This window comes from Aquamicrobium sp. NLF2-7, from assembly GCF_022359935.1.
Taxonomy (GTDB): Bacteria; Pseudomonadota; Alphaproteobacteria; order Rhizobiales; family Rhizobiaceae; genus Mesorhizobium; species Mesorhizobium lusatiense.
In genome coordinates, this window is record NZ_JAKSED010000001.1 from 2,176,135 (window position 1) to 2,188,917 (window position 12,783).

The 12,783-nt window shown below is 63.9% G+C and carries 14 protein-coding genes; 4 read left to right on the top strand and 10 right to left on the bottom strand.

Going from position 1 to position 12,783, the window contains the following annotated elements; all coding sequences use genetic code 11:
* Positions 1-11: 11 nt before the first annotated feature.
* Positions 12-890 (bottom strand): CoA ester lyase, encoded by an 879-nt coding sequence (locus MIC97_RS10805; RefSeq protein WP_239800013.1) that lies wholly within the window; start codon positions 888-890, stop codon positions 12-14.
* Positions 891-1,067: 177 nt separating this feature from the next.
* Here MIC97_RS10805 and MIC97_RS10810 point away from each other — a divergent pair, with 177 nt between their 5' ends.
* Complete coding sequence (locus tag MIC97_RS10810; RefSeq protein WP_239800014.1) at positions 1,068-2,237, top strand: FAD-binding oxidoreductase; 1,170 nt, start codon at positions 1,068-1,070, stop codon at positions 2,235-2,237.
* Between the two features lie 12 nt (positions 2,238-2,249).
* Here the strand turns inward: MIC97_RS10810 and MIC97_RS10815 are convergent, their stop codons facing one another.
* From MIC97_RS10815 to MIC97_RS10835, 5 genes are all read right to left on the bottom strand, one after another.
* Positions 2,250-3,251: an esterase-like activity of phytase family protein gene (locus MIC97_RS10815; protein WP_239800015.1), complete on the bottom strand. Its 1,002-nt coding sequence runs from the start codon at positions 3,249-3,251 to the stop codon at positions 2,250-2,252.
* Between the two features lie 107 nt (positions 3,252-3,358).
* A complete protein-coding gene (gene cobT, locus MIC97_RS10820; RefSeq protein ID WP_239801100.1) occupies positions 3,359-5,266 on the bottom strand; it encodes a cobaltochelatase subunit CobT in 1,908 nt (635 codons plus the stop codon).
* Positions 5,263-5,610: a GFA family protein gene (locus tag MIC97_RS10825; protein WP_239800016.1), complete on the bottom strand. Its 348-nt coding sequence runs from the start codon at positions 5,608-5,610 to the stop codon at positions 5,263-5,265. The genes cobT and MIC97_RS10825 overlap by 4 nt, the downstream gene beginning before the upstream one ends.
* A gap of 16 nt (positions 5,611-5,626) precedes the next feature.
* On the bottom strand, positions 5,627-6,613 hold the full coding sequence (cobS, locus tag MIC97_RS10830) for a cobaltochelatase subunit CobS (protein WP_183825652.1): 987 nt from the start codon (positions 6,611-6,613) through the stop codon (positions 5,627-5,629).
* Positions 6,614-6,739: 126 nt separating this feature from the next.
* Positions 6,740-7,354, bottom strand: a complete 615-nt coding sequence (locus tag MIC97_RS10835) for a J domain-containing protein (protein WP_183825655.1) — start codon at positions 7,352-7,354, stop codon at positions 6,740-6,742.
* A gap of 192 nt (positions 7,355-7,546) precedes the next feature.
* On the opposite strand from MIC97_RS10835, the gene MIC97_RS10840 reads away from it, so the two are divergent.
* Positions 7,547-7,849 carry a BolA family transcriptional regulator gene (locus tag MIC97_RS10840; RefSeq protein ID WP_239800017.1) on the top strand — a complete coding sequence of 101 codons (303 nt, stop codon included), beginning with the start codon at positions 7,547-7,549 and terminating at the stop codon, positions 7,847-7,849.
* Between the two features lie 12 nt (positions 7,850-7,861).
* Here MIC97_RS10840 and MIC97_RS10845 read toward each other — a convergent pair whose 3' ends face one another.
* From MIC97_RS10845 to MIC97_RS10860, 4 genes are all read right to left on the bottom strand, one after another.
* Positions 7,862-8,755: a dihydrodipicolinate synthase family protein gene (locus tag MIC97_RS10845; protein ID WP_239800018.1), complete on the bottom strand. Its 894-nt coding sequence runs from the start codon at positions 8,753-8,755 to the stop codon at positions 7,862-7,864.
* A 107-nt stretch (positions 8,756-8,862) separates the two neighbouring features.
* Positions 8,863-9,759 (bottom strand): transporter associated domain-containing protein, encoded by an 897-nt coding sequence (locus MIC97_RS10850; RefSeq protein WP_239801101.1) that lies wholly within the window; start codon positions 9,757-9,759, stop codon positions 8,863-8,865.
* Positions 9,759-10,874 (bottom strand): 3-dehydroquinate synthase, encoded by a 1,116-nt coding sequence (aroB, locus tag MIC97_RS10855; protein ID WP_239800019.1) that lies wholly within the window; start codon positions 10,872-10,874, stop codon positions 9,759-9,761. The genes MIC97_RS10850 and aroB overlap by 1 nt, the downstream gene beginning before the upstream one ends.
* The gene (locus tag MIC97_RS10860) at positions 10,871-11,467 is read right to left on the bottom strand and encodes a shikimate kinase (RefSeq protein ID WP_239800020.1); all 597 of its coding nucleotides are present in this window, start codon (positions 11,465-11,467) and stop codon (positions 10,871-10,873) included. The genes aroB and MIC97_RS10860 overlap by 4 nt, the downstream gene beginning before the upstream one ends.
* A 129-nt stretch (positions 11,468-11,596) precedes the next feature.
* On the opposite strand from MIC97_RS10860, the gene MIC97_RS10865 reads away from it, so the two are divergent.
* Together MIC97_RS10865 and MIC97_RS10870 are read left to right on the top strand one after the other, a co-directional pair.
* Positions 11,597-11,749, top strand: coding sequence for a histidine kinase (locus MIC97_RS10865; protein ID WP_239800021.1), 153 nt, complete (start codon positions 11,597-11,599; stop codon positions 11,747-11,749).
* The gene (locus MIC97_RS10870; RefSeq protein WP_239800022.1) at positions 11,746-12,723 is read left to right on the top strand and encodes a site-specific tyrosine recombinase XerD; all 978 of its coding nucleotides are present in this window, start codon (positions 11,746-11,748) and stop codon (positions 12,721-12,723) included. The genes MIC97_RS10865 and MIC97_RS10870 overlap by 4 nt, the downstream gene beginning before the upstream one ends.
* The last annotated feature ends 60 nt before the right edge of the window (positions 12,724-12,783 follow it).

Consider the following 12,783-nt stretch of genomic DNA (forward strand, 5'->3'; position numbering starts at 1 on the left):
CAGAGGCGCCATCATGCAGCGATGGCGGCCGCTTTCGCCAGCAGTTTTTCGGCCTGCGCCAGATGCAGGCGCTCCACCATGCGCCCGTCGAGAGCGATCACGCCCTTGTCCCGGTTTTCGGGATGCGCAAAGGCATCGACGATGGCCTGCGCCGCGGCAAGGGCGGCAGGCTCCGGCGAAAAGGCAGCATTGGCGGCCTCGATCTGGGAAGGGTGGATCAGCGTCTTGCCGTCGAAGCCCATACTGGCCGCTTCCGCGCATTCCTCGAGAAATCCTTCGGCATCGCGGAAATCATTGTAGACGCCGTCGAGCATATCGAGCCCGCCGGCGCGCGCGGCGAGCAATATCTGCATCAGCCACGGCATCACATAACGCCGGTCGGGTGTGAGCGAAACGCCGGTTTCCTTGGCGATGTCGTTGGTTCCGATCACGAAGCAGGAAAGCCGCGAGGCGGGATCGCGCCCGAGCTCGGCGATGGCGCCGCTGTTCATCAGCCCCCGGGGCGTCTCGATCATCGCCCACAGGGTGATGGCGGCATCCTCGTCGAGTTCGTCCAGACGGTCGTTTGCCTCCAGCACATCGCGCGCCGTATCGACCTTGGGCAGCAGGATGGCATCCGGTTTACAGGCAACGACCGCCGCGAGATCATCCTCGCCCCATTCGCTGGACAGCGCATTGATGCGCACCACCATCTGCGCGCGCTGCGGACGGGCGGCGAAAATGCCGGCCAGCTTCTGCCGCGCCGCTACCTTCTGGTCCGGCGAAACCGAATCTTCCAGATCCACCACGATCGCATCGCAGGGCAACTGCCCGATTTTGGCCAGCGCCTTGTCGTTGACGGCAGGGACATAAAGCACGGAGCGACGGGGGCGGTTCTGCATATCGGTCATCTGGCCTTTGTGACCCGGCAGGCTGGCCCTTGCAAGAGCTTGCGGCAAGACCTTTTTTCGGCCAGACAAAACGTATCCGGCATCGCCCGGATATCAGATCAGAGACGCGTTGTTGGGCAATGCGCGCAGGATGGCGACAGCCATCATGACCAGAACAGGAAAATCGGGAATCGCATCATGGCGAAATACGACATCGTCATCATCGGCGGCGCAATCATGGGTGCGTCGCTCGCCTACTATCTGCGCAAGGAAGGCTTTTCGGGATCGCTCGCCGTGGTCGAACGCGATCCGAATTTCACCCATTCGGCCACGACGCTTTCGGCGGCCTCCATCCGCCAGCAGTTTTCGCAACCTGAAAACATCCGCCTCTCGCGCTTTACCCTCGACCTGTTCCGGCGGCTGAAGCAGGAGTTCGGCGACGAGGCCGATATCGGCTTTCGCGAAGGCGGCTATCTCATTCTGGCGACGGAGGAGGGGCTGCCGGTCCTGCAGGCCAATCATGCGGTGCAGGCGGCCGAAGGCGCCGACATCGTGCTGGAGGATGCCGCCGCGCTGGTGAAGCGGTTCCCGTGGCTGTCGGGCGAGGGGGTGGCCGCTGGCGCCTATGGCGTGAGCGGCGAGGGCTGGTTCGACGCGCATGCCTATCTGCACCTCTTCCGCAAGGCCCTGCGCGGCATGAAGGTCGATCTTGTCACCGCCTCGGTCACGGCCATCGACCGGCAGGGCGACAGGATCGCCTCGGTCACGCTCGACACTGGCGAGACGCTGGACGCAGGACTTGTGGTCAACGCTGCCGGTCCGAACGCGGGCAAGGTCGCGGCGCTTGCCGGCATCGACCTGCCGGTAGAGCCGCGCAAGCGCAACGTTTTCGTGTTCGAGGCGCGCGAGCGCTATGAGGACATGCCGCTTCTGGTCGACCCCTCCGGCATCTATGTGCGCCCGGAAGGCTCGGTCTACATCACCGGCGGGGCCGAGGACGAGGCCGGCGAACAGGCGGCCGACCCCACCGATTTCGAGCCGGACTGGAGCCTGTTCGAGAACGAGATCTGGCCGGTTCTGGCCACCCGCATTCCCGCCTTCGAGGCGATCAGGATGACGCGCGCCTGGGTCGGCCACTACGACTACAACGTGCTCGACCAGAACGCGGTGATCGGCCCGCACCCGCAGGTGGCGAACTTCATCTTCGCCAACGGCTTTTCCGGGCATGGCTTGCAGCAGGCGCCTGCCGCCGGCAAGGCGCTGGCCGAACTGATCGTGCATGGCCAATACCGCACCATCGACTGCCGGGCGTTTTCCTATGAGCGGATCGTGGAAGGCCGCGTGTTCCGCGAGCTCAACGTGATCTGACAGATCTGTACGTCAGTCATCGTGCAGCACGAATTCGAGATAGAGATTGCGCTGCAGGATCGAGTAATTGTCGTCCGACATCATCGAGATCATGGTGGCGCCGTCCTCGCGCCGCCACACATCGAGCGCTTCCATATTGTCGATCTGAAAGGTCATGTCGGCCTGCAGCAGCACCGGGCCGTCGACCAGCGCGCCCTTGCCGATGCTGTCGCCGGCAATGCGGCGCAGCCGCATGCGCACTCCGCCCATCAGCGTATAGCTGCGCTCCAGCAACAGCAGATCGCCGCCGGGCAGGAAAGCGCCATCGGTGATGTCGAAACCGTCATAACGCCGCACGGTGAAGATGCCTTTGCGCGGCCCTTCGGTCACCGCGGCAAAGATGTTGCCCTGACGGTCGATGCTCTTTTCGGTCACGACGACCAGCGCCCCGGCGAGCGGCCCGTCCTCCGGCGCGTGGGAAACGGTCTCGAAGCCGCGGTTCTGACGCAGCTCATGGACCGGCACGAGAAAATCGATAGTGCCGATGGCCGCCTTCATGCCCTCCGGATCGAGGCGAAAACGGCTGATGCGGTGCCGCCGTTCGAAGCCGACAAAAACCTCGCCATTCTTCACCGAAAGCCCTTCGGCATCGACGTCCCACTTGTCGACGACAGCGTTGCCGGTCGCATCGACCATCTGTTGCAGGCGCATCTGCTCGATGCCTGCAGGCCGGCCTGCCTCGTCGCGCGCGATCCGCCCGAACAGCCAGATGCCGACATCCGAGACGGCGATGAAATCGCGGCCGGGGGTCAGGAAGCGCATGGACGAAATGCCGCCGAAGTCGCGCGCCGGCGAGGACATTTCAAGTCCGCCGACGAACTCCAACTGTCCGAAGCGCTGCGCGCTGCGGCCGATATGGAAATAGCCGATCTGGCGGGACGACACCTCGGCCTGCTGGACGGGTGCCGGCTCGGCAAGGGCGGGGGATGCCAGCAGGCAGACAAGCGCGAACAGCAGTCCACGCCACAGATTCATCGAAAAATTCCGGCGAACGCGCGCAGCGAAACTTCTGCCGGTCAGATCACCGGAGCCTTGCCGCGGTTGCGGGAAAGGCGGCCACCCTCCAGCCGCGCAGACGGGCATCAGGATGCCCGTCGCGATCCGCGTCCGTGGGAGCTTTCTTCCTCGAACAGCGAGGCGAGCTGCTCGGTCATGGCACCGGCCAGTTCCTCGGCATCGACGATGGTGACGGCACGGCGGTAATAGCGGGTGACGTCATGGCCGATGCCGATGGCCAGAAGCTCGACCGGCGAGCGAGTCTCGATCAGGTCAATGACGCCGCGCAGATGTCGTTCCAGATAGTTGCCGGGATTGACCGAGAGCGTGGAGTCGTCGACCGGCGCGCCGTCCGAGATCATCATCATGATCTTGCGCTGCTCCGGCCGGGCCATCAGCCGCTGATGCGCCCACAACAGCGCCTCGCCGTCGATGTTTTCCTTGAGCAGGCCCTCGCGCATCATCAGGCCGAGATTGCGGCGCGCGCGCCGCCACGGCGCATCGGCGGACTTGTAGACAATGTGGCGCAGATCGTTGAGGCGGCCGGGATTGGCGGGCTTGCCATCCTTCAGCCACTTCTCGCGCGCCTGCCCGCCCTTCCAAGCGCGGGTGGTGAAGCCGAGGATTTCCACCGAAACGCCGCAGCGCTCCAGCGTGCGCGCCAGAATATCAGCGCAGGTTGCGGCAACCGTGATCGGACGGCCGCGCATCGAGCCGGAATTGTCGAGCACCAGCGTCACCACCGTGTCGCGGAATTTGGTGTCGCGCTCCTGCTTGAAGGACAGCGCCTGCATCGGATCGATCACCACGCGCACCAGACGCGCCGGATCGAGATAGCCTTCCTCCAGATCGAAGTCCCACGAACGGTTCTGCTGCGCCATCAGGCGGCGCTGGAGGCGGTTGGCAAGCCGGCCGACCACGCCCTGCAGATTGGCGAGCTGCTTGTCGAGGAAAGCGCGCAGGCGATCGAGCTCTTCTTCCTCGCACAGTTCCTCGGCCCCGACGGTCTCGTCGAACTGGGTCGTATAGACCTTGTAGTCCATCTCCTTCGCCAGATTGGAGAAGGGATTTTCGCCGCGCCGCGCCTCGCCGGGATTGTCGGCATCGGCGTCGTCATCATCGGAAAGGTCTTCCGACATGGCGTCGTCAGCTTCCGCCTCGGCCTGTGAATCATCGTCCTCGGAGGCAGCCGCTTCCTCGGCCTGCGCATCCTCGGAACCGGAATCCTCCTCGCCGCCATCCTCGGAATCGTCGCCGCCCTGCGGCTCCTCTTCCTGATCGTCCTCGGAGTCCTCGGTCTCTTCTTCTTCCTCGAACTCCTCGGCCATGTTCATGGAGGCGAGCATGTCGCGCACGATGCGGCCGAAAGCCTGCTGGTCCTCCAGCTTGCCGTCCAGCCCGTCAATCTCGGCGCTGGCCTTTTCCTCGATCCAGCCGCGCCACAGATCGACCAGGCGTTCGGCGCTCGGCGGCACCTTCTGGCCGGTCAGGCGTTCGCGCACCAGCAATGCGACGGCTTCCTCAAGCGGCGCCTCTTCCCGGTCGCGCACCTCGGCCAGATTGGCCTTGGCGTATTTGTCTTCCAGCATGGCGTCGAGATTGCCGGCAACGCCTGCCATGGCGCGCGCGCCGATCGCCTCGACACGCGCCTGCTCGACCGCATCATAGATGGCGCGAGCTTGCTTGCCCTCGGGCGCCAGCCTTGTGTGGATGCGCTGATCGTGACAGGCGCGCCGCAGAGCCATGGAATCGCCGATGCCACGGGTGACCGCGATGTCGGCCAGCGTCGGCTTCTTCGGCAGTTCGGGAAGCCTTGCCCGGTTGCCGGCCATCGCCGGCTTGTCCTTGGCAAAGGAGATTTCCATTTCCCTGTCATTGGAAATGGCGCGCATGCAAACCGTCATGGCGCGCTTGAAACCATCGGTCTCAGCGCCTGACTTCGGTTTGTTTCGTGTGTTGTCGCCGGGGCCTGCCATGATCCTGTCGCCTGTCAGCGCGAGCGGCCGTCAACCTGATGCGGCTGAAGCGCATCGAGGTCGACACCGTCGAGGCAGCGGACATTGACCGCCACCATCTTCCTGCCATCCGGCATCTGACCGCGCGCAAAGGATTCCATGCCGCAGGCGTTACAGAACAGATGCTCGATTGTCTTCGAATTGAACCGGTATTCGGTGAGATCAGCCGCACCGCTTTCCAGCGAGAAGCTGTCGGCCGGCGTGAAGGCCAGGATGCTGCCCCGTTTGGAGCAGTAGGAGCAATTGCAGGTGATGGGGCTCGACAGGTCGATTTCGACGCTGAACCGCACCTTACCGCAATGGCACCCGCCCTGATAGGTCACGCCGTCCTCCCGATCCTCACCCCAGAACGACGTTCGCCGCGCTCTCCGGCAGATCCTCGCCGAACACGCGCTGGTAGAATTCAGCCACCACCGAACGCTCCAGCTCGTCGCACTTGTTGAGGAAGGTCAGGCGGAAGGCCATGCCCACATCCTCGAAGATCTCGGCGTTTTCGGCCCAGGTGATCACGGTGCGCGGGCTCATGACCGTGGAGAGGTCGCCATTGATGAAGGCCGAGCGCGTCATGTCGGCGACACGCACCATCTTGTTGACGATCTCGCGGCCCTTTTCGTCGCGATAGTGCTTGGCCTTGGCGACGACGATGTTCACCTCGTTGTCGTGCGGCAGATAGTTCAGCGTGGTAACGATGGACCAGCGGTCCATCTGCGCCTGGTTGATCTGCTGGGTGCCGTGATAGAGACCCGTGGTGTCGCCCAGACCAACCGTGTTGGCCGTTGCAAACAGGCGGAAAGCGGCGTGCGGACGGATGACGCGGCTCTGGTCCAGCAGGGTCAGGCGGCCGGACGATTCCAGCACGCGCTGGATCACGAACATCACGTCGGGACGGCCGGCATCATATTCGTCGAAGCAGAGCGCCACATTGCGCTGATAGGCCCAGGGCAGGATGCCGTCCCGGAATTCCGTGACCTGCTTGCCGTCCTGCAGGACGATGGCGTCCTTGCCGACCAGATCGATACGGCTGACATGGCTGTCGAGGTTGACACGCACGCAGGGCCAGTTGAGGCGGGCTGCGACCTGCTCGATATGGGTCGACTTGCCGGTGCCGTGATAGCCCGAAACCATCACACGGCGGTTGTAGGCAAAGCCTGCCAGAATGGCGAGGGTGGTGTTCCTGTCGAAAAGGTAGTCGGGATCGACTTCCGGTACATGTTCGCTCGTCTCGGCATAGGCCGGCACGACCATTTTCGATTCAAAACCGAAAGTGTCCTTCACCGAAACCGTCGTATCCGGCAGGTTGGCGATGTCTCGATCCACCTTGTTCATGATGCTTCCAACGTCTCCGCAGGCGAAAAAACTATATTTCGCCGGTTATGATGGTTTGTCCGGGGCGGTCTTAAAGCCTTTTCCGGCCGGATGAAAGTTGGAAAAGCGCTCTGGCCCTGTCACTTATCAGCACAGGCCTGCCTGCTTGAGCACCCGGTAAGCCTGCAAAACATCCCTGAACCTGTCTTCCGATCCCCGGTCGCCGCCGTTCGCGTCGGGGTGATGGCGTTTGACCAGTTCCTTGTAGCGGGTCTTGATGTCCGTGGCGGTCGCCTGCGGCGTCAGCCCCAGAGTCTCCAGCGCCTTGGTTTCCAGCGGCCGCGCCTTGCGCTGACGCGGCGGATTGTTCGGATCGGTCCCGAACATGTTGAAGGGGTCGCGCACGCGGTTGTAATAGCCGGCGCGGCCTGAGCGGGCCTGCGCGAAATCCGGCGCCGAACGGGCCGAGCTGTTGACGCCCATCTTCCATGTCGGGCGATGGCCGGTCATCGCTTCCTTCTGGAAACGGGCGACCTCGGAGTCCGACACGCCGGAAAAATAGTTGAAGCCCTTGTTGTACTCGCGCACATGATCGAAGCAGAAGCGGAAATACTCGCCTTCGCGCATCCGCCCCACCGGCGCGCGATGGGTGCCGGGCTCGCAGCAGCCGTCCCACTGGCACACGGGCGCCGTGGTCTTGGCCTCCGCATCCTTCTCGCGGCGGATGCGAATCTTGTCGAAATATTTGGGATACGCTTTCATTTGACCGTTCTATGGGGCCTTCGCCGCCGCGAAACAAGAATTGACATTTACGCTTTCGTGTCCCTAACCCGTCGAGAGGGCTGATCACGCGCGATTTTGCGCATTCTGTGGCAATGATGTCCGCGATGGAAATTCCCGCGGCGGGCAGCCATATCCCGGAAAGCAGAGCCCATATGGTAAGGAGCCGCGTGGATGTCCAGACAGGATCGGATCGAGAAGAAGCTGACGGGCGCTTTCGCGCCCGAGCGGCTTGTCGTCATCAACGAAAGCCATCTCCATGCCGGTCATCACCACCATGATTCCGACCATCATGCCACCTTCGACGGCACCGGCGAAACCCATTTTCGCGTGCGCATCGTTTCTCCCGCCTTCGCCGGCATGAACCGGATCGAACGCCACCGGGCCGTCAACGAGGCGCTGGCCGACGAGATCGCCGGCGGCCTCCATGCGCTGGCCGTGGAACCTGCGGCACCGGGCGAAAAAACCCGCTGGTAGCTTGCCCGGAAACTATGGCGTTCCGAGCGCCTCCAGCGCTGCTTCCACCCTTGTCCGGGCCTCGCCCGAAATCGGAAGGATCGGGCGCGGCGGTGCCAGGCTATAAAGCCCGATGCTGTCGGCCACCGCATACATGACGCGAAAGCTGCCGAATTCCTGAAACAGCGCCCATAGCGGCCGGAACCTTGCATCGATCCGGCGAACTTCGGCCTCATCCTGCGCCTGAGCCGCACGCATCAGCGCCAGTGCAGGTGCAGGCAGCAGCCCGGCAATGACACTGAACCATGCGTCACAGCCTGCAAGCATAGCATCGGCGGCACCCCAGTCCCCGCTGTAACCGATCGTGAAATCCTGCGGCAGGCGGGCCCGCAGGCGCACCAGCTCTCCGGCAAAACCGCCGTCGGCCGGCAAGGGCATCTTGACGGCCACGATGTGCGGCACCTTCGCCAGCCGGGCGATGAGGTCTTCGCTGAAGGTGAATTTCGTGGTGCCGGGATTGTTGTAGATGCACAGGGGCAGTTCGCCGGCCTCCGCCACCGCCACCACGTGCTGAAAAACCTCTTCCTCCGTCAGCGGCGTGTAGGACATGGGCGCGACCAGCAACCCGTCGGCGCCCGCTTTGCGGGCATCCATTGCCAGCGCCTGCGCGTCGTCGGTCCGCAGCGCACCCACCCCGACAAAAAGAGGACGCTTGCCACCCAGACATTCGACCGCGACACGAACCGCGCGCTGCCGCTCTGAAGGCGTGAGATAGGCATAGCCGCCCGTGCTGCCGAGCAGCCCGATCGAATCCGCTTCCGTGGCCGCGATGCGCCCGATGAGGGCGGCAAGCAGCTTCTCCTGCACGTGCCCCTGCGCATCGGCCGGCGTGGGCGGAAAAGCCGAAAGTCCGTCAAACAATCCCAAAGCACACTCCCATGGCCATCCGGCCGGATGCTACAGGCGCGCGTCCCTCATGTCCGCAAGCCTGCGGCACTGAACCGTTGGTGCAGCGGCCAATTCTACTGGCGGACCTACTGGCGGGGTGGGAGAGCAGGCGGAACGGCGATCAGAGCCTGCGCTTCATCAACCGGCCTGATCCTGAGCCGCGCGATGCGGTTCTTGTCGCGTTTCATCACCACGAAGCGCTTGCCGTGGAAGGTGAAGGCCTGCTTCTCTTCCGGAATCGACTGCGTTTCGTGGATGACGAGCCCGGCGATGGTCGTCGCCTCCTCATCGGGAAGGTCCCAGTCGAGCGCGCGGTTGAGATCGCGGATCGGCACGGTGCCGTCCACCACCACCGAGCCGTCGGCTTCCTTCTTGACGCCGGCCAGATCGATGTCGGTTTCATCCGCGATCTCGCCGACGATCTCCTCGATGATGTCGCCCAGCGTCACCAGTCCCTCGACCTCGCCATACTCGTCCACCACGATGGCGAAATGCGCCTTGCGGCGCAGAAAGGCGTTGAGCTGCTCCTGCAAGGTCGTGGTGTCGGGAACGAACCACGGCTTTTCGGCGAACTTCATGAGGTCGACGCGCGCAAGGTCGTTGCCCGCCTCGTCGAGCGCGCGCAACACGTCCTTGGCGTGCAGCACGCCAACGATATTATCCAGCGAACCGCGCCATAAGGGCATGCGCGTATTCTGGCTCTGCAGGATTTCCCGCACGATCACCTCGGGCGTGTTGTCCGCATTGAGCGAGCGCATATTCATGCGGTGGACCATCACGTCCGAGACTTCGAGTTCATCCAGTTCGAAGCGTTCGCCCAGCCACTGCCGGTCGGAGCGCGTTCCGTTGCCGCGCTGCAGTTCCTCGCCGCCATTATCTCCGGCGCGGACATAGCCCATGGCTTCAGCCAGCCTGTGGCGCAGCAGAAGTGCCGCGGCACCAAGCACCGCCAGCACAAGGGCAACGATCCAGCCGGCCTGCATCATCCGGGGTGGTTCTCCTTCAGGAAGGCCAGCACCTCCGAAGTCGGCACATCACGTGCGATGAAGGACTGGCCGATGCCGCGGGTGAGAATAAAGGTGAGCGCACCGCGGCTGACCTTCTTGTCCTGCGCGATGAAGGAAAGCAGGGCCTCCGCATCCGGCAGGCCGCCCGGAACGTCGGCCATGCGCCATGGCAGGCCGACAGCATTCAGATGCGCCTCGACGCGCGCCGCGTCGTCGGGGCTGGCAAGGTTCATGCGCGCCGAGAACCGATGCGCCAGCGCCATGCCGATGGCGACGCCTTCGCCATGCACGAGACGGGCGCCGTCATAGGCGACCGCCGCCTCCAGCGCATGACCAAAGGTGTGGCCGAGATTGAGCAGCGCCCGATCGCCGGTCTCGAACTCGTCGCGCGCCACCACGTCGGCCTTGGCACTGCAGGATTGCGCGATCGCCTCGATGCGGGCCGGCCCGCCTGCAAAAACCTCCTGCCAGTTCTTCTCCAGCCAGGCGAAGAAATCAGGCCTGTCGATCAGTCCGTATTTGGCGACCTCGGCATAGCCGGCACGGAACTCGCGCACCGGCAGCGTGTCGAGCACGGCGGTATCGGCCAGCACCAGCTTCGGCTGATGAAAGACACCGATGAGGTTCTTGCCGCGCGCACTGTTGATACCGGTCTTGCCGCCGACGGAAGAGTCGACCTGCGCCAGCAGCGAGGTTGGCATCTGCACGAAATGCATGCCGCGCCGCACGATGCCGGCCGCAAAGCCGGAAAGGTCGCCGATAACGCCGCCGCCGAAAGCGATCACCGCATCGCCGCGCTCCAGCCTTGCGGCCAGAACCGCATCGACGACTTCCTGAAGCGCCGTAAAATTCTTGGTCTTTTCGCCGGCCGGCAGCACCACGGAGGAAGACGCGATACCGCCTTCATCGAGACCCGCCTTCAGCGTTTCGAGATGGGTGGCCGCGACATTCTCGTCGGTGACGATGGCGACGCGAACGCCCGGAAGCCGCCTGCCGATCTCTTCGCCGGCACGCGCGATCAGCCCCGGCCCGATCAATATGTCATAGGCCCGCTCGCCAAGCCCGACCTCGACCTTTACGTCTTCGCTCACTTGTTCACCTCGCCGGAAAGTTCCATATGGCGGCTGATCGCCTCGATCACCTCGGCGGCGATCACCTCCTTGGTCTCGTCGCGCGTCACCACCGTCGCGTCGGCCAGGGCATAGACCGGATAGCGCTCATCCATCAGCCGGCGAAGAACGCCGCGCGGATCGGGATCGCGCAGGAGCGGCCGGTTCTGCTTCTTCGCCACCCGCTCCATGAGCAGATCCAGATCGGCTTTGAGCCAGACCGACACGCCATGGCTGGCGATGGCCGCGCGCGTCTGCTCGTTCATATAGGCGCCGCCGCCGGTTGACAGCACCTTCGGCCCCCCTTCGAGAATGCGGGCAATGACGCGCTGTTCAAGCGCCCTGAACTCGGGCTCGCCATAGGCTTCGAACAGTTCCGGGATGGTCATGCGCGACACATCCTCGATTTCGAGATCGCTGTCGACGAAAGGCAGTCCGAGCGCCGCCGCCACCTTGCGCCCGATCGAGGTCTTGCCGGCCCCCATCAAGCCGACAAGCACGACGCAGCGTTTGCCCAGCCTGTCGAGGAGGGCGGCGCGGCCATGCTGCAATTCGGGTGCCTGCTGTTGGGTCATCGTGGCGTATCCACATGAAAAGGCGTGTTGCGTCAAGCAGCGGTGCCATCTGCATGCCCTTGAAATGGCCGCAACACCACCTCATAAGGAAACAAATCCGGGCCGGCGAGAAAGAACCAGCGAAAATTCATGCCGACACTCTTCCGCTTCATTGTCACGCTCGCCGTTCTGGCCGGCATCGTTTACGGCGCCATGGTGGCACTGGTGATGTTCGTGGAGCCGAAGCAGGCGGAGCTCAGCGTGCGCATTCCGGCCGAAAAGCTGAACCCGCAAAAGCCATGAAGGATGCGGCCCGCATCGAGGCTTTTCTCGAAATGATGAGCGCCGAACGCGGCGCGGCGCTGAACACGCTGGAGTCCTACCGCCGCGACCTCGAAGATGCTTCCGAGATCATTACAACCGGGCTGGCGCAGGCCGACACGGCAGCCTTGCGCAGCTATCTGGACGGCGTTGCCGCGCGCGGCTTCGCGGCCTCCTCCCAGGCCCGAAGGCTTTCGGCGCTGCGCCAGTTCTTCGCCTTTCTCTATGCCGAAGGTCTGCGCGATGACGACCCCACCGGCACGCTGGACAGCCCGAAGAAAGCGGCCACGCTGCCGAAGATCATGAGCGAGGCCGAGACCGGCCGCCTGCTCGACCGCGCCGCGCTGGAAGCTGCCGATCCGGCACTCGCCGGCGGCGACGCGGTTGCCGCCCTGGGCGCCGATGGCGACGCGGTTACCCCTTTGCGCGCCGGTGGCGACGCGGTTGCCGCCCTGCGCCTGCATGCGCTGGTCGAGGTGCTTTATGCGACGGGCCTGCGCGTGAGCGAGCTGGTCGGTCTGCCGGTTGCGGTGGCCTTGCGGGACGAGCGCTTCTTCGTGGTCCGGGGCAAGGGCAACAAGGAACGCATGGTGCCGCTTTCACCCAAGGCGCGGGCGGCCATGCAGGCATGGCTCGCCGCACGCAACAAAATTCCGGCCTTCGCTGAAAACCCGTTCCTGTTCCCGGCGGCATCCGAAAGCGGCTATCTGGCCCGGCAGGTCTTCGCCCGCGATCTCAAGGCGCTGGCCGCCCGGGCCGGCATTTCAGCCGAAAAAATATCGCCTCACGTGCTTCGCCATGCTTTCGCCAGCCATCTGCTTCAGAACGGTGCGGATCTGAGAGCTGTCCAGCAGCTTCTCGGCCATGCAGACATCTCCACCACCCAGATTTACACCCATGTTCTGGAAGAGCGGCTTATGCGCCTTGTCAATGACCACCATCCGCTTGCCGACTAGGCCTCATATCGTTATGTGAGGGCGACATTTCGCGTCTGATAACCTTCTGTTCAGGGTTGC